Source organism: Tenacibaculum bernardetii, from assembly GCF_029125915.1.
Lineage (GTDB): Bacteria > Bacteroidota > Bacteroidia > Flavobacteriales > Flavobacteriaceae > Polaribacter > Polaribacter bernardetii.
In genome coordinates this window covers 209,430-226,983 of sequence record NZ_JAQJCU010000004.1, presented here as the reverse complement: position 1 = coordinate 226,983, position 17,554 = coordinate 209,430, and the positions used below count along the sequence as shown (strand labels likewise).

General features: G+C 31.8%; 17 protein-coding genes and 2 tRNA genes. 8 read left to right on the top strand and 11 right to left on the bottom strand.

Annotated features, from left to right (window positions below; translation table 11 throughout):
* Positions 1–169: 169 nt before the first annotated feature.
* Together P2G10_RS05240 and proS are read right to left on the bottom strand one after the other, a co-directional pair.
* Positions 170–241: transfer RNA gene (locus P2G10_RS05240), tRNA-Glu, on the bottom strand.
* A 342-nt stretch (positions 242–583) separates the two neighbouring features.
* Positions 584–2,062 carry a proline--tRNA ligase gene (gene proS / locus P2G10_RS05235; protein ID WP_275315511.1) on the bottom strand — a complete coding sequence of 493 codons (1,479 nt, stop codon included), beginning with the start codon at positions 2,060–2,062 and terminating at the stop codon, positions 584–586.
* Between the two features lie 145 nt (positions 2,063–2,207).
* Here proS and P2G10_RS05230 point away from each other — a divergent pair, with 145 nt between their 5' ends.
* The 5 genes from P2G10_RS05230 to porT all read left to right on the top strand — a co-directional run bounded on the left by P2G10_RS05230 (position 2,208) and on the right by porT (position 7,195).
* On the top strand, positions 2,208–3,353 hold the full coding sequence (locus tag P2G10_RS05230; RefSeq protein ID WP_218772212.1) for a hypothetical protein: 1,146 nt from the start codon (positions 2,208–2,210) through the stop codon (positions 3,351–3,353).
* Between the two features lie 48 nt (positions 3,354–3,401).
* On the top strand, positions 3,402–4,754 hold the full coding sequence (locus tag P2G10_RS05225; RefSeq protein ID WP_275315510.1) for an OmpP1/FadL family transporter: 1,353 nt from the start codon (positions 3,402–3,404) through the stop codon (positions 4,752–4,754).
* A gap of 103 nt (positions 4,755–4,857) precedes the next feature.
* Positions 4,858–5,751 carry a NifU family protein gene (locus tag P2G10_RS05220; RefSeq protein WP_275315508.1) on the top strand — a complete coding sequence of 298 codons (894 nt, stop codon included), beginning with the start codon at positions 4,858–4,860 and terminating at the stop codon, positions 5,749–5,751.
* A 12-nt stretch (positions 5,752–5,763) separates the two neighbouring features.
* The gene (ubiE, locus tag P2G10_RS05215) at positions 5,764–6,492 is read left to right on the top strand and encodes a bifunctional demethylmenaquinone methyltransferase/2-methoxy-6-polyprenyl-1,4-benzoquinol methylase UbiE (RefSeq protein WP_218772209.1); all 729 of its coding nucleotides are present in this window, start codon (positions 5,764–5,766) and stop codon (positions 6,490–6,492) included.
* Position 6,493: 1 nt separating this feature from the next.
* A complete protein-coding gene (gene porT, locus P2G10_RS05210; protein WP_275315507.1) occupies positions 6,494–7,195 on the top strand; it encodes a type IX secretion/gliding motility protein PorT/SprT in 702 nt (233 codons plus the stop codon).
* A gap of 307 nt (positions 7,196–7,502) precedes the next feature.
* Here porT and P2G10_RS05205 read toward each other — a convergent pair whose 3' ends face one another.
* From P2G10_RS05205 to P2G10_RS05190, 4 genes are all read right to left on the bottom strand, one after another.
* Entirely contained in the window at positions 7,503–8,321 is an 819-nt protein-coding gene (locus P2G10_RS05205) for a mechanosensitive ion channel family protein (protein ID WP_218772207.1), read from the bottom strand.
* An 18-nt stretch (positions 8,322–8,339) separates the two neighbouring features.
* Positions 8,340–8,534, bottom strand: coding sequence for a hypothetical protein (locus tag P2G10_RS05200; RefSeq protein WP_218772206.1), 195 nt, complete (start codon positions 8,532–8,534; stop codon positions 8,340–8,342).
* 5 nt (positions 8,535–8,539) lie between these two features.
* Complete coding sequence (locus tag P2G10_RS05195) at positions 8,540–9,109, bottom strand: RNA polymerase sigma factor (RefSeq protein WP_218772205.1); 570 nt, start codon at positions 9,107–9,109, stop codon at positions 8,540–8,542.
* 154 nt (positions 9,110–9,263) lie between these two features.
* A complete protein-coding gene (locus P2G10_RS05190; protein ID WP_275315505.1) occupies positions 9,264–9,809 on the bottom strand; it encodes an RNA polymerase sigma factor in 546 nt (181 codons plus the stop codon).
* 241 nt (positions 9,810–10,050) lie between these two features.
* Here P2G10_RS05190 and P2G10_RS05185 point away from each other — a divergent pair, with 241 nt between their 5' ends.
* From P2G10_RS05185 to P2G10_RS05175, 3 genes are all read left to right on the top strand, one after another.
* Positions 10,051–10,914, top strand: coding sequence for a sigma-70 family RNA polymerase sigma factor (locus tag P2G10_RS05185; RefSeq protein WP_028890199.1), 864 nt, complete (start codon positions 10,051–10,053; stop codon positions 10,912–10,914).
* A 575-nt stretch (positions 10,915–11,489) separates the two neighbouring features.
* A complete protein-coding gene (gene rpe / locus P2G10_RS05180) occupies positions 11,490–12,146 on the top strand; it encodes a ribulose-phosphate 3-epimerase (RefSeq protein ID WP_275315503.1) in 657 nt (218 codons plus the stop codon).
* Positions 12,147–12,158: 12 nt separating this feature from the next.
* The gene (locus P2G10_RS05175) at positions 12,159–12,791 is read left to right on the top strand and encodes a Crp/Fnr family transcriptional regulator (protein WP_275315502.1); all 633 of its coding nucleotides are present in this window, start codon (positions 12,159–12,161) and stop codon (positions 12,789–12,791) included.
* Between the two features lie 146 nt (positions 12,792–12,937).
* On the opposite strand, the gene P2G10_RS05170 is transcribed toward P2G10_RS05175, so the two are convergent.
* From P2G10_RS05170 to P2G10_RS05150, 5 genes are all read right to left on the bottom strand, one after another.
* Positions 12,938–13,011, bottom strand: a tRNA-Arg gene (locus P2G10_RS05170).
* Positions 13,012–13,018: 7 nt separating this feature from the next.
* Positions 13,019–13,465 carry a GatB/YqeY domain-containing protein gene (locus P2G10_RS05165; protein WP_275315501.1) on the bottom strand — a complete coding sequence of 149 codons (447 nt, stop codon included), beginning with the start codon at positions 13,463–13,465 and terminating at the stop codon, positions 13,019–13,021.
* Between the two features lie 68 nt (positions 13,466–13,533).
* Entirely contained in the window at positions 13,534–15,402 is a 1,869-nt protein-coding gene (gene ftsZ, locus P2G10_RS05160; RefSeq protein WP_275315500.1) for a cell division protein FtsZ, read from the bottom strand.
* A gap of 77 nt (positions 15,403–15,479) precedes the next feature.
* A complete protein-coding gene (ftsA, locus tag P2G10_RS05155) occupies positions 15,480–16,826 on the bottom strand; it encodes a cell division protein FtsA (protein WP_275315499.1) in 1,347 nt (448 codons plus the stop codon).
* Positions 16,816–17,553 carry a cell division protein FtsQ/DivIB gene (locus tag P2G10_RS05150; protein ID WP_275315497.1) on the bottom strand — a complete coding sequence of 246 codons (738 nt, stop codon included), beginning with the start codon at positions 17,551–17,553 and terminating at the stop codon, positions 16,816–16,818. Before P2G10_RS05150 ends, ftsA begins: the two co-directional genes overlap by 11 nt.
* Between the last annotated feature and the right edge of the window lies 1 nt (position 17,554).

Below are 17,554 nucleotides of genomic sequence, written 5' to 3'. Positions count from 1 at the left end.
TGTTACATGGATGAAAACCATGCGTCCTAACCCCTAGACGAACGGACCAAAACAATCATTCTGATTGCGGGTGCAAATATACAATACTTTTTGATATTTGCAATAATTTTATTTTTTTTAATTAACTAATAAAAGATTTAAACTCTTTTAAAAAACTAACTAAACTCTGTAGTCCGTACGGGAATCGAACCCGTGTTACATGGATGAAAACCATGCGTCCTAACCCCTAGACGAACGGACCAAAACAACCAATTTTTCCTGATTGCGGGTGCAAATATAGTAACAGTTTTTATTCCTACAAAGCTTTTTTATTTTTTTTTGCTGTTTTTTATATCACTTTAAAATACCCTATCTTAAAAACAAAACCTAATAAGATAGTTTTCAGTACTATTTCGATACAAAAAGGTAAAAATTACCCACAAAAAAACATGAAATAATTTCATTTGACTTCAATTAAATTACCTTACGAATCTATTTTAAGGTTAAAAAACATATGATAATCTAAAATAAGATTTGCCCTTATAAACTTTAGCGGAAAAAATAAGAATAAAAAACCCTGCGTTTGCAGGGTTTTTTATTCTTATTAATATGCTTTCGCAAAAAGAACCTTTTTAGAGGATGGGTTCCCTGTAAATATACACTTCCCTACTTCCTCTTTAGCATCGTTAGGAATACACCTAATGGTTGCTTTTGTTAATTCCTGAATCTTATCTTCTGTCTCAGTCGTTCCGTCCCAGTGAGCAGATACAAAACCTCCTTTATTTTCTATTACATCTTTAAATTCATCAAAAGTTGTAACCTCAGTAGTATGAGCTGCTCTATAATCTAAAGCTTTTTTAAATAAGCTTTCTTGAATCTCTTCTAATAGATTAGCAACAACATTTACTACTTCATCTATAGCAATCGTTTGCTTCTCGAAAGTATCACGACGTGCAACTTCAACAGTACCATTTTCTAAATCGCGGTTACCCATTGCAATTCTAACCGGCACACCTTTTAGTTCATATTCAGCAAACTTAGCTCCTGGTCTATAAGTATCTCTATCATCAAACTTAACAGAAACTCCTTTTTTACGTAATTCTTTAACGATTACGTCTACTTTCTCTGAAATAGCAGCTAATTGCTCTTCTCCTTTATATATAGGGACAATAACAACTTGAATTGGCGCTAATCTCGGAGGCAAAACTAATCCTGCATCATCTGAATGTGTCATAATTAAACCACCAATTAAACGTGTTGAAACTCCCCAAGATGTAGCCCAAACGTATTCTTTCTTTCCTTCTTTAGAGGTGTATTTAACATCAAAAGCTTTTGCGAAATTCTGACCTAAAAAGTGAGATGTTCCGGCTTGTAACGCTTTTCCATCTTGCATTAATGCTTCAATAGTTAAGGTATCATCGGCACCTGCAAAACGTTCACTTTCAGACTTAGCTCCTTTTACTACTGGCATTGCCATAAAATCTTCAGCAAATGTTGCATACACTTCTTGCATTTGTTTTGCTTCAGAAATAGCTTCTGCTTTTGTAGCGTGCGCGGTATGCCCTTCTTGCCATAAAAATTCGGCAGTACGTAAAAATAAACGTGTACGCATTTCCCAACGAACTACATTTGCCCATTGATTTATTAATAATGGTAAATCACGGTATGATTGTATCCAACCTTTATAGGTATTCCATATAATAGCCTCAGAAGTAGGACGAACCACTAATTCTTCCTCTAACTTAGCTTCAGGATCTACTCTTAATTTCCCTGGTTTATCAGGATCACTCTGCAAACGATAATGCGTTACAACAGCACATTCTTTTGCAAATCCTTCTGCATTTTTCTCTTCAGCCTCAAATAAACTTTTAGGTACAAAAAGCGGGAAATAAGCATTTTCGTGCCCAGTTTCCTTAAACATTCTGTCTAATTCTGCTTGCATTTTTTCCCAAATAGCAAATCCGTAAGGTTTTATAACCATACATCCTCTTACTGCCGAGTTCTCAGCTAAATCAGCTTTTACAACTAATTCGTTATACCATTTAGAGTAATCTTCTTCTCTTTTTGTCAAATGTTTGCCCATAATCAAAAGTTTGGCATAAATATTGTTATTTTTTATGCGTAAATTGTCTATGCAAAACTACATTAAAAAGGGTACAAGCCCAACAAAGAAATAATATTTTGCAACAGATTTTCGAATTAGTTTTTAATAACCTAAAAAATCAGCCATGAAGTTATATTACGCCAAAACCAAGCTCCCTATTTATATTCTATCTTTATTTATGATAATAACACTTGTTTCTTGCGGAACAATGCAAACGGTTGCTGACAGTGGTGATGGTATTTATGCTGACACTCCTCAAGAACAACCTCAGCGAAGAGTTATTATTGCTGATGAAAATGAATATCAGGAATATGAAGAAAATTATTTTACCAAAGAAATTGAACGTTTAGGTGCATTAAACGGAACCGATATTTTTACGGATATAGAAAACTATACTTCTGATGATGGTGATTACAATGAAGACGAAGATATTATATATGAAGAAGAAAATAATATTAACTATAACAACAATGAACCTTGGGGCTATAACGATAATAACAGTGATGTTGTAATAAACATAAACACTTCACCGAGATGGGGTTATTATACTGAGTGGGATAGCTTTAGTTTATATGGTTATCGTAACTTCAACAATCCATGGTGGGGACCGAGATTCTATGGTTATGGCTGGGGGTATCACAATTACTGGAACTCTCCTTACGACTACAGAAGGCTTAATAACCCATATTATAGAAATCACTACTATAACAATCGTTATTATAGACCTTATAGAGGAGCAAATTATTATAGAGGTTATAGAACTGTATCAAACTCAAGAAGAGGAACAACTAGCTATAATAGAGGTTATAAAAACAATAACCGAAATTACTCTACCTCTAGAAGATCATCAAAAACCTACAGAAGAAGTAACACTAAACTTACACGTTCTACAAAAGATGTAAAGTCACGAAAAAACAAACGAATTAAAAAACCAACAAGAGGGAGTTCTAATAAAAGATACACAAAAGGATATAACCCTAACGGAAACAGATCTGTAAAAGGAACAAGAGGTAACCGAAGTAGTCGTAGTAGTTCTACAAGAGGTACTAAAAACAACAGATCTTATTCTAAATCGAACAAAGGAAGCTCTTCTAGTTACAGAAAAAGTAAACAGCCTAAGAGCAATAGTAACTATTCTTCGCGAAGCAAAAGCTCAAGAAGTTACTCTGCTCCAACTAGAAGTTCACGTAGCTCTTCATCTAGAAGTAGTTCCAGTAGAAGTTCAAGAAGCTCTTCTAGTAGCAGAAGCTCTAGGGGCGGTAGGAGATAATTATAATCCATTTTTCTAAATAGATTTTAAAACTAATTAACAAAAAACATGAAAAGAATTTTAATTTTCGCGACTCTGATCGCTAGTACTTATAGTGCCTTTTCTCAATCATTAAGCTATAATGATTTAGGTATTCTTTTTTCTAAAGATGGCAATTACGGAACAGCTCGTTTTGAAAGTATGAGTGGCGCATTCGGTGCTTTAGGAGGTGATATTTCTGCTTTTAGCGTTAACCCTGCAGGTGCTGCCGTTGCGCAAAAAAGTGTATTTTCAGTAACTCTAGGCAACAGAAACACCGAGTATTCATCTATGTATTACGGTAACACCACAAACACACAAGACAATTATTTTGACGTTAGCCAAGCTGGTGGTATTTTAACTTTTGACACCGCTTATAACAGTGATTGGAATCGTTTTGCATTAAGTTTTAATTACAGAATTAAAAAAGATTTTAACGCATTTTATTCAGCTGAAGGTAATAGTAATCGCCTATTCTACAACGAACATGTTGCTGACACAAAACCCACAAAAACACAGTTTGATGCAAGTGTCGACCAATATAACTCTAGCAAAACAGAAGGTGAAGCAAGTGTATTTAATATAGGGTTCTCTGCCGTACACCAAAACAAATTATTTGTAGGAGCCTCTTTAAACTTTCATGATTTAGAGTTTTACAGAGAAGCTTATTTTAATGAAGTTAATGACGATGTTGACGGGAATATTTTAGATGTAGAAAGTTATACAGAAACTTACATACAAGGAAGCGGATTTTCTCTTGGCTTAGGTTTCATCTATAAAGTAAATCAAAACATAAGAATTGGTTTAGCTTATGAAACTCCAACTTGGTATCAAGAAGTTATTGAAGATTATTATGATGAATTGATAATGAATGAAGTTGATGCTTTAAATATTGATGAAGATTTTGATGTTATTGGTCCAGATTCTTATGCTTATAAATTTAAATCACCTGGAAGACTAACTGCCAGTGGTGCTTATATTTTTGGTAAACAAGGTTTAATTAGTGTTGATTACACCTATAAAGATTATAAAAATATTAAATTTAATGATGGTGATTTTAATCAAGAAAACGCAAACTTCTCAAATGACTATCGAAATACACACGCTTTAAACATTGGTACAGAATGGCGTTTCGACAAAATGAGTATTCGAGGTGGATATCATTATGAAAAGGACCCAAACTTACTTATAGGAGGCAATACCAATAAAGATAATATCAAAGGATATTCAGCTGGTTTAGGTTACAACTTCGAAAACATGAAGTTTGATTTATCTTACAGTAATTACGAAAACAGACAATATTATACAATCTATAATCCTGGTGATTTAAATATAGATAACAATACTAGTAGAATTTCAGGAACCATTACTTTTAGCCTATAATTCTATCCTAAACAATATATATAAAACATCCTGCTTTTGCAGGATGTTTTATATATACATATCTCACTTTTTTACCGTAATTTTGCACTTTACTTTACAACCTATGAGCACACTAAAAATAACATTACAAGAAACTAATAACGAAACCATTCTTAAATTTGTGAGTAACAAAATTTTAGTAAACGGTGGTAGTTACGAGTTTAACAATATAGACGAAGCTAAAAATTCACCTTTAGCACAACAACTTTTTTACCTTCCTTTTGTAAAAAAAATACTAATCACAGCTAACTTTATTGCTATTCAGCGTTTTGATATTGTTCAATGGGATGATGTTGAAGAAGAAGTTCGCCAACAAATAGAAAACTATTTACAAGAAGGTAATACGCTTGTACAAGAGGAAATAACTAAAAAAGATGCTGTTGAAGTGTATGCTGAAGTTACGCCAAACCCGGCTGTAATGAAGTTTGGTTCAAACAAAGCACTTACGCAAACAGATGTTGAGTTTAAAAACATTGAAGAAGCTAGTAAATCATCTCCTTTAGCAACAGAATTATTTGGATTCTCATTTGTTAAAGAAATTTTCATTTCTGAAAACTACGTATCTATTACAAAATACGATATGATAGAATGGAATGAAGTTCATCAAGAAATTCGTTCATTTATTAGAACCTATATTCAAGACGGAAAAACAATTATACAAGAACTTCCGAAACAGCAAACAACGCAAAATGTTGAAATTCCGAAAGAATATTTAACAGAGACAGAAGCTAAAATAGTTGACATTTTAGATGAATACATAAAACCTGCTGTAGCTTCAGACGGAGGAAACATTGCATTTCAATCCTACGATAAAGAAACAAAAAGAGTGAGTGTAATTCTTCAAGGCGCTTGTAGCGGATGCCCGTCATCAACTGTTACTTTAAAAAATGGTATTGAAACCATGCTTAAAGATATGCTACCAAATCAGATTAACGAAGTAGTTGCTATTAACGGATAATTTTAAAATCACATGTCTAAAACCATCAAACCATACAAAAATTCTGAATTAGGAAAAAAAGAACAAGTAGCAAAAATGTTCGATAATATTTCTGAAGATTACGATGGCTTAAACCGCGTTATCTCTTTAGGAATTGATGTAAGTTGGCGAAAAAAAGTGGTGAAATTAGTTGGCGAAAATAATCCGCAGCAAATATTAGATATTGCTACCGGAACAGGCGATTTAGCTTTAATGATGGCGAAATTAAATCCGCAAAGAATTGTAGGTTTAGATATATCTGCAGGAATGCTAGAAGTTGGAAAACAAAAAATAGCAAAAGCAGACTTAAGTGATAAGATTGAAATGATTGTTGGCGATAGCGAAGACATGCCTTTTGATGATAATACTTTCGATGCCATTACAGTTTCTTTTGGAGTTCGTAATTTCGAAAACCTAGACAAAGGTTTAACTGAAATATACCGTATTTTAAAACCCGGAGGTAAATTTGTGGTCTTAGAAACCTCTAACCCTACTAAGTTTCCTTTTAAACAAGGTTATAAGTTTTACACCAATTTTATCTTACCCATTATTGGTAAAATATTTTCAAAAGACAAAGTTGCTTACTCTTATTTATCAGAAAGTGCAAATTCTTTTCCTTTTGGAGAAGCCTTTAACAATATTTTACAAAAAAACGGGTTTAACAATGCAAAGAATTTACCTGTGACTTTTGGAGTCGCATCAATTTATACCGCTTTAAAATAGTATGTTAAAAAAACTTTTGTTCTTCGGATTTTTCGCATTTATCACAATTAGCTTTCAAGCGCAAAGTGAAAAGATATTAAACCTTCCTAGTTTTGATAAACCGATATTTCATTATGGTTTTTACCTAGGTTTAAATAATAATGGATATAAAGTTGCCTACAAACCTAGCTCTTTTAATAATGCTGAGATAGAAGTAAGTTCATCTATTGGGTTTAATGTTGGTTTAATTGCTGATTTAAGGTTACATAACAATATTAACCTACGTTTTGAGCCTGGTTTAATGTCTAACACTAAAACATTGCGTTTTAAACATATTGTTGGAACAGAAAATCAGAAAGAAAGAGAAGTCGGTGCCACATATTTACGTCTACCTTTTATCTTAAAACTTAGCACCAACAGGCTTAATAATATTAGACCTTATGTATTAGGAGGTATATCATATGATTATAATTTTTCTAGTAACGAAAGTAATAGTGATGATAATTTTGGTGGTGAATTTAGAACCACTTCTAGCAATATAATGTACGAAGTTGGTATTGGAATAGATATTTACTTAAGTTACTTTAAGTTCTCCCCTTCTATTAGAGGAGTATTTGCTGTTAATAACGAAGCTGCTTACGATAATACAAGCCCAAGTCAATGGACAGATCCTATTGACTTCTTAGGTACAAGAGGAGTGTTTTTACACTTATCTTTCGAATAACAAAAAGCCACTGTTAACAGTGGCTTTTTTATGCTCTTAATTTACTTAAAAGAAAAAATGACTTCCGTTACCGGAAGTCATTTTAGTTAACTACTAGATGATAGATCCCCCCGAATCTATCATCTAGCAGTTTGACACCTCTTTTTTAATTAAGTCACTTTTTTTACAAAAAAAATGACCATCTTTCGATGGTCATAACGACAAAGATAAATCTTTATCTATAAGATAGAAGTCCCCCGAAATCTATCATTTTCTTAATTTACTTTTCATTATTATCAACAAATATAAAATAAAAACCGACAAATCATTAATTTTTAACAACTATTTTACTGTCTACCACCTCCTTAATAGGAAAAACAACTTTTCCTTCAGCTGTTTTAATGGTTAAACAAATATTATCTATAGCTATTACAACACCTTCAACATCACCTATAATAACTTCTTTACCAATACTTACATTTTTCCTCGAATAATAACCATAAAGTAATCTTGCAACCACCTCTTTTGCTCCTAAACCAAAGGCTAAAGTGAATGCTAACAGAACAGAACCTATTAAAAGAGTTAGGTTGCTTTTAATTACTGATGTATCTACACCTGCTTGATCTAGTGCTGTTATTGACAGAAAAACTACTATTAAATAAAAAGCGATATTTCCTACAAGGTTTCCTCCTGATATTTCTAACGATTTAAACATTGTTTGTATTGCCTTCTTAACCATTGTACCTAAATAGGCCCCAGCTACAAAAATACCTAACGCTGTTAATAGTTTTGGTAGATATGCAAAAAAGCTTGTAATACCTTCTGAAACCACTATCAAACCAAAGATATTAGATCCAGCCATTACAAAGGTTAAAATTAAAAACCATTTTAAAACCGCGAGTATTGCATTTGTTAATACTATATTTATGGTAGAATTACCAAATATTTGAGTTTCACTTAATTTTTTAGACCATTCATCAATCTTTGTTTTTGTTAATGCTTTTCTAACAATAAACAAAAAGAGTTTGATGATTAACCAAGCTAATATAACAAAGCCAATAAAGCCAAGTACTGTTGGTAATGAATCAATAATATTCTGAAAAATATTTTTAAAAGGCTTAATAATATCAATTTGTAATATAATCATAGTTTCGTATTGGTTCTGTTATTCGTTGCTGTTAAATTCATTTTTAGATGCACCACCACCTAATAAATCAGCAATTGTACTTGGGTATTTAACCACAAATAAATCAGCGATATCTATCGATAGTTTAATCATTGCCACATCGTTTAGCACTTTTCCTTTAAGTGCCTCTGGCAATTCTTCGTTATGTAATATTTTCTTAAATGGGTTCTCCATAATTATTACAGTGCATTATATGCTTTTATAACTTTTTCTTTTGCTCTTTTTAAACGCATTTTTACTGCGCTTACTCCTAATTCTAATGCTTCTGAAATTTCCTTAATACTCATATCATCTTGATATTTCATTAATAAAATCATCTTTTCTGAAACCTGTATTTTCTCGAGTGCCTTTGCTAACTTATCAGCTTTTAACTCAAATAACGAAGCATCATCAATTTCATCGTCATTACTATCTTCTTTAATATTATCTGTTACAACAGTTACTTTTTCTTTTTTCTTCTCTTTATTTCTTTGTACATAATTTACACAAAAATTATAGGTGAAAGAATACAACCATGTAGAAAACTTAGACCTTCCTTTAAAAGTTCTTAATTTTATAAATAATTTAATGAACACATCATGTGTTAAATCTTGGGCCTCTTCTTTATTATTTGAAAAACCATAACATTTGTTATACACAATACCAGCGTATCGGTCATATAAAACAGCGAATAAATGAGTGTCATTTTTTTCTACTATTTTACTAACTAGCTCCTCATCGCTTAGTTTTGTATCATCAATGGGTTTCAATAGCTAATTTTGGTTCTAGATTTGTAATTCGGTATCTAAATAATTTAGACACTACTTTACAAAAAAGGTTACTATATATTTGTTCTATGTTACAAATTTAACACTTCAATATCAATAAAAAGTTTTTTTTAAAAGAAAATATAATATGCAGTTATTATAGTTCATTATAAATTTTTTTAACTTTTTCTTTTGTTCTTTTCAAACGCATTTTTACTGCGCTATCTCCTATATTTAATATTTTTGAAATTTCTTTAATACTCATTTCTTTTTGATACTTCATGAGTAATATTTTCTTTTCTGAAACATATAACATGTCTAAGCTTCTTTGTAATTTATCAATCTTTAGCTCAAAATAGAAAATACTGTCTATTTCATCTTGATTAGTTTTTTCCTTAATATCATCTGTTGCGATAGTTACTTTTTCTTTTTTTCTCTCTTTATTTCTTTGTACATAATTCACACAGAAGTTATAGGTAAAGGAATATAACCATGTAGAAAATTTAGACATACCTTTAAAATTTTTTATTTTTAAAAATAACATAACAAATACATCTTGTTTTAAGTCTTCTGCTTCTTGTTTGTTTTTAGAAAAACCATAACAATTAATATATACGAACTTTGAAAAGCGTTGATATAATTCTGCAAAAAGTATGTTATTATTAGTTCTAATTATTTCAAAAACTAAATCTTCATCTGTCATTTCTAATACTATATCATTCATTCTATCTATATATTTACTACACAAATTAAATAAACGATTAATCTCAAAAAATTTAAAAACGTTTAAACAGCATCTTATATCTTCAAAAGAGCATAATCTATCGATGAATTGTTTAAAACATATATTTAGAAAAAAACTTGTTTTTTTGTAACATTATTGAAGCATCATACGTATAACTTAATGTAGACGGATTGATGAATTAAAAATATTACTTAATTAGATGAGACAACTAAAGATTACCAAGCAGGTTACTAATAGAGAAACCGCATCATTAGATAAATATTTACAAGAAATAGGAAAGGTAGATTTAATTACTGCTGACGAAGAAGTTGAATTAGCGCAAAGAATTAAAGCTGGTGACCAAAGAGCATTAGAAAAATTAACAAAGGCTAACTTGCGTTTCGTTGTTTCGGTAGCAAAGCAATATCAAAATCAAGGTTTAACATTACCTGATTTAATTAATGAAGGTAACTTAGGTTTAATTAAAGCGGCAAAACGTTTTGATGAAACTCGTGGTTTTAAATTTATCTCTTATGCTGTATGGTGGATTCGTCAATCGATATTACAAGCATTAGCAGAACAATCTCGTATTGTACGTTTACCGTTAAACAAGATTGGTTCTATCAACAAGATTAATAAAATGTATGCTTTCTTAGAGCAAGAAAACGAAAGACCGCCAAGTCCTGAAGAAATTGCTAAGAAGTTAGATATGACAGTGAACGATGTAAAAGAGTCTATGAAAAACTCTGGTCGTCACGTATCAATGGATGCTCCTTTAATTGAGGGTGAAGACTCTAACCTGTACGATGTATTAAACTCAGGTGAATCTCCAAACCCAGATAAAACATTATTACATGAATCTTTACGTATCGAAATTAACCGTGCGTTAGAAACATTAACACCTCGTGAGGCTGATGTTGTAAAATTATACTTCGGTTTAGGAGAACACCAACCAATGACTTTAGAAGAAATCGGTGAAACGTTCGATTTAACTCGTGAACGTGTGCGTCAGATTAAAGAAAAAGCTATCAGAAGATTAAAACATACTTCTAGATCTAAAATATTAATGACCTACCTAGGCTAGCACAATCACAGATTACATTAAGTATCACACTCATGCGCTATCAAGCATGGAAGATATATAAAACTCTCGAATTCATTTTCGGGAGTTTTTTTATTTGAAGCTATTTCCCGCTTTCCTCTCTATCTTTTTATGCTGCTATTCCGAAGCTTGCATTTTACAAACTTTAGTAATCTTATAATTAAAAAGTAGATTGCTTCGTACCTCGCAATGACGCTTATTTATTTTAAGCATAAAAAGGATGTCACTTCAAATACAAAATATTCAACGACGCTATAAAATATAAAAGTGGAGTTAATCCGGACTAAACTTAAACCTTTTACAATGGCATACTTTTAATTTTTGCTAGAATTCAAATTGTATGAAACGGCAAGCATCCAAAGAACGTAGTGGTCTGGATACAATAGTGGAATACAATGCTAGAATTCAAAAAAATTAAAATAAGACTAGATTTTTGTTTCTTTTCAGCAATGGAAAAGAAAAAAAGAGAATTAAAATTACCATTCTTATATTTAAATTTCAAAAAGCAAAGCCTAATTAATTATCTTTACACTACATAACAACACAACAACAAACAAATGAGTAAATTAATTGCACCATCAATTTTAGCGGCAGATTTTGCAAATCTTCAAAGGGACATCGAAATGGTAAACAATAGTGATGCCGATTGGTTTCATATTGATATTATGGATGGTGTTTTTGTACCAAACATATCTTTCGGAATGCCTGTTTTAAAAGCGATAACGAAACACGCCAAGAAAACAATCGATGTACATTTGATGATTGTTAATCCTGATCAGTACATTCAAACATTTGCAGATTTAGGAGCCGATATTTTAACGGTACATTACGAAGCTTGTACACATTTACATAGAACAATTCAAGCTATAAAAGCTGCAGGAATGAAAGCCGGAATTGCCTTAAACCCACACACACCAATTGCTGTTATAGAAGACGTAATTGCCGATTTAGACTTGGTTTGTATTATGAGTGTAAATCCTGGTTTTGGCGGACAATCTTTCATAGAAAACACCTATAAAAAAGTAACTCAATTAAAACATTTAATCGAGTTTTCGAATTCTGAGTGTCAAATAGAAATAGACGGAGGAGTAACCGATCAAAACGCGAACAAACTTATTGAAGTTGGCGCTGATGTTTTAGTAGCTGGTAGCTATGTTTTTAAAAGTGATGCTCCTACCGAAACTATTAAAATACTAAAAGAATTGGCTAACTAAAACTAAAATAAATTGATAGAAAAAATTAAACAACATTACGGTTACTTATTTGAAGATGATTTAATTAACGAAATCGCTAATGTTGCCGTTTATAAAGAATTTGAAGAAGACACAATTATTATTGATGTTGATAGTAATATGGTTTCTATTCCTTTAATAATTAATGGAGCCATAAAAATTTTAAGAGAAGATAAAGAAGGTGATGACTTGGTTTTATATTATATAGAAAAGGGAGATACTTGTGCAATGACACTTTCTTGTTGTATGGGAGAAACAAAAAGTAAAATCAAAGCAATTGCCGAGACAGATGTTACATTATTAATGATACCTAAAAACAAAATGTCCGAGTGGTTAAGTAAATACAAAAGTTGGCAAGAGTATATTTTACTAAGCTATCATTCTAGACTTAATGAATTCATTGAAGCTGTAGATTCTATTGCTTTTTTAAATATGGATGAGCGTTTATATAAATACCTTAAAGACAAGGCTATGGTCGTTGGCAATGATGTCTTAAATGTTACTCATTTACAAGTAGCTAATGACTTACACACTTCTAGAGTTGTCATCTCTAGATTATTGAAAGCTTTAGAGAAACAATCGAAGATAGAATTACATAGAAATCAAATAAAAATACTAGCTCTTTAATTTTAAGAAAATTAATATGTTATGTAACTTAAGTTACATAACATATTAATTTTCTTATATACTTTAGCACTTTATTAAAAAAGTTCCCCTTTTTATATTCCCCTAAAAAAGCAGTAGATATTTCTACTGCTTTTTTGTTCTTTTTGTGACTGCGAAGGGATTCGAACCCCCAACCATCAGAGCCGAAATCTGATATTCTATCCAGTTGAACTACACAGCCATTATTATTAAGCTAAGCTTTTTTTAACAATCATTGAAATAGTTTTGCCATCAGCCTTTCCTGCTAATTGTTTTGAAACCATCCCCATTACTTTTCCCATATCTTTCATCCCTTCTGCTCCGACTTTAACAATAGTTTCGTTTACCACTTTTTCAATTTCATCTTCAGATAAAGCTTCAGGTAAAAACTGTTCTAAAACGGCTGCTTCTGCCAATTCAGGATCTGCCAAATCTGCCCTACCTTGTTCAGAAAAAACTACGGCACTATCTTTACGTTGTTTTACTTGTTTCTGAATAATTTTCAATTCATCTGCTTCAGAAACTTCACCTGATCCTGTCTCAGTATTTGCCAACATAAAAGCCGATTTTAATGCTCTAAGTGCTGTTAAAGCAACTGTATCTTTCGATTTCATTGCTTCTTTCATCTTATCCATCACTTGTTTTTGTAAACTCATCTTTCTTTTTTTATGATTAAAAAATTCCCGACAAGGCGGGAATTTTAAAAAAGTATATTCTTATTTTATTAATCTACATTATCATGTAAAAACGAATTATTAGAACGTAACAAATCGTTATTATCTGTATTTAATGCAGTATCTGATCTACTAATATCAGAACCTGTATTAATATCTACACCTAATCTTTTGTAGGCTGGTTGACGCTCAATTTCATCAATATTTTTACTAACTTGATCGTTGAACTTATAATTAAACCCTTTCATTTTATCACGTCTTTCTTGCGTTCTTTTTTGCAATTCCGATATGGTAATTTCTAAAGGTGAAACCTCTTCGCTTGTCGTTTCTATATTATTAATTTCTTCTTTAGTTTTAGTCTTCACTTTAAATTGTAAAGCTTCTTCAACTTCCTCTTTTATAACCGGAGTAGAACTTTTACCAATGGTTGGCTGCGCATTAAAATCATCTAAAACATAACGCTTTTCTATTTGATGAACCTGAGGTTTTACTTCATGAGCTACAACTTTTATGTTTTTAATTTCATTTGTTGTTGTTACAATTGGCGCTACTGGTGTAATTTCTTCATATGAATTTACCGGTAAGTCAAACAATAAGTCTTGTTGAACAGGCTGTTGTTGTACTTCTTGCTTAACAACTTCTTGCTCAGCAATATTTGTAATAATAAAATCGTCTTCAGAAATTGTTTCTATAGCAACCTCTTCATAAACAACATTAATGTTTTTTATAGCCTCTGTTGTAGGAATTAAATTTGATTTTGGCGCTTCTTTTTCTTCCTCTAAAACATGAACAACTTTACTAGGTGTTGCTGAAGCAAAAGGTTGATTAAGACCCGGTGCTACTTGTACTTTTTTTTCTCCAAAATTATAGGTAGCTTTTTGTTCATCTTCTAAAGTGTGAACAATTTTTTTTACCTCAGTATCTGTAATTGTTCCTTGTTGATCTGCTGTAAAACCCGTTGCAACAATAGTAACAGCAATACCATCTTCTAAAGATGCATCTTCACCAACTCCCATAATGATGTTTGCGTCATAACCTGCTTCATCTTGAATATAGTCATTAATTTCTCCGATTTCATCTAAAGTAACTTCATTAGCTCCTGAAACAATTAATAATAAAACGTTCTTAGCTCCTGTAATTTTGTTGTCATTTAACAACGGAGAATCTAATGCTTTTACTATGGCGTTTTTAGCTCTGTTATCTCCTGTTTCTTTAGCAGACCCCATAATTGCAGTTCCACTATTAGAAAGTACAGTTTTAGCATCGTGTAAATCAATATTTTGTTTATAGTGATGCGTTATTACTTCAGCAATACCTTTAGCTGCTGTTGCTAAAACTTCATCAGCTTTAGAAAAACCTGCTTTAAAACCTAAGTTTCCGTATACCTCACGTAACTTATTATTATTTATAACAATAAGTGAATCTACATTTTTACGTAGTTCATCTATACCTTTTTGAGCTTGTTTGGTACGCATTCTACCTTCAAACTGAAATGGCATTGTAACGATACCTACCGTTAAAACATCCATATCTTTTGCAATCTTTGCTATAATAGGCGCGGCTCCTGTACCTGTACCACCACCCATACCGGCAGTAATAAATACCATTTTAGTATGCGTGCTTAACATTTGCTGAATCTCTTGAATACTTTCTGCTGCTGCTTGTGCACCAACATCAGGATTCGCTCCTGCCCCTAAACCAGAAGTTAGATGTGCTCCTAACTGAATTTTATTCGGAATAGGACTACTTTCTAACGCTTGCGCATCGGTATTACAAATTACGAAATCTACTCCGTGAATTTGTTTACTAAACATGTGGTCTACAGCATTGCTTCCACCCCCACCAACACCAATCACTTTAATAGCATTCGATTGTGTTTTTGGCATGTCGAATGAAATGTTATTGAATTCTGTACTCATAATAACTTTTCTTTTAATTTTTATTCATTTATATTCTTTTTCTAGGGGATAAAAAAGAACACTTAATTTATATATACTTACTCTGCGTTGTCTAGAAACTCTGAGAATCTTTCTCTGAATTTATCAAAAATAGATTTTGTTTTTCCTCTAACTGCTTGTTTTTTGTCATTCAATTGTTCCGAAACATCCTCTGTATGCACTACATCTTCTGTTTCTGCAACTACTGGTTCCTGAACAACTTCCTCTTCTACAGCCTCATAAGAATCTTTACGCAAACCTTCCATTAACAAACCTACTGCGGTTGCATATGACGGGCTAGATAAAACCTCGTCTGAATCACCTGCTAAGTGCTCATTTGGGTACCCAATACGAACGTCCATTCCTGTAATATATTCTACTAATTGACGTAAATGTTTTAATTCAGATCCTCCTCCTGTTAATACGATTCCTGCAATTAATTTTCCTTTCTGAGTTTCGTGCCCGTAATTTTTTATTTCTAAATACACATGCTCTATAATTTCCTGAACTCGTGCATGAATTATTTTTGATAAATTTTTAAGCGTAATCTCTTTCGGGTCTCTACCTCTTAATCCTGGAATAGAAACAATTTCTGTTTCTTTATTTTCTCCTGGCCATGCAGAACCAAACTTTACTTTTAATAATTCAGCTTGCTTTTCAATTATCGAACAGCCTTCTTTTATATCTTCAGTAATTACATTTCCTCCAAAAGGAATCACTGCTGTATGACGAATAATTCCGTCTTTAAATATTGCTAAATCGGTAGAACCTCCACCTATATCAATCAAAGCAACTCCTGCTTCTTTTTCTTCTTGACTTAAAACTGCTGATGCTGATGCCAATGGCTCTAATGTTATATCTGACAAACTTAAACCAGCACTTTTAACACATCTCCCTATATTTCTGATAGAAGAAACCTGACCAACAACTACGTGAAAGTTAGCTTCTAACCTACCTCCATACATACCAATAGGCTCTTTAATTTCCGCCTGGCTATCTACTTTAAAGTCTTGTGGCAAAACATGAATAATCTCTTCACCAGGAAGCATTACCAATTTATGCACCTGGCTAACCAAGCTTTCAATATCTCCTTCATTAATTACCTCGTCTGATTTTTCACGAGTAATATAATCACTATGATGTAAGCTTCTAATATGTTGCCCAGCAATACCTACAACTACACTTCCTATTTTCTGACCAGAAACACTTTCGGCTTCATCAACTGCCTGCTGAATAGAGTGAATAGTTTGAGTAATATTATTTACCACTCCTCGTTTTACACCTAAACTCTTAGCTTTACCAATACCTAAAACCTCTAATTTGTCGTACTCGTTCTTACGACCAATCATAGCAACAATTTTGGTGGTACCAATATCTAAACCAACTGCAATTTTATTATTTTCCATCTTGCTTTTGTTTTGTGCACACAACTTGGTTGTGGTATTTTACATTTATTGTCTTATAATTTTTAATTGTTTTATCAACCAATGCTTTGTTATAAAAAGCTATTAACTTTTTAAATTTTACATTTATATTTTCTAGCGCTCCAAAAATTATTTGGTAGTCACCACTTCTAACTGTAAAAACATATTCATTAAGCCTATTTTTCTGAATTGCAATAATTTCTTTACTTAAAAAATCATTGTTTTCAATTGCTTTTAGTAAGCTAATTAACTCACTTATATCTTTAACAGTCTCTACTCCTGAAACTAACGGTACTCTTGCTGAAAAATTTACTGATAATGGAATATTAACTCCAAACTTATCCACATAATAAGACTCATTTTTATTAATAATACGAGCTATTGGTGTACGTTGTTTTATCAGCGTTTTTAAGACGCCATTAATTGTTAAAAAAACAGCTGCTTTTTCAACATAAGGATTCTCAGAAACCTTGGTTTCTAAAAGGTGTAAATTTACCACTCTTTTTGGTTGATTTTTAACAAATTTTTTATTTTGTATTAACAATTTATCAACCATACTGTGTGTCAAAAAGTTATTGTCACCTGCCTCAAATTCAACCACAGTATTTTCTACCTTTTTAACCCCATTTTTACCAGTTGTAAAGCCGTATAAAAAGCCTAGAAACACTAGTAACACGAAAAAAGAAAGATATGTTGCTACTTTTTTCATT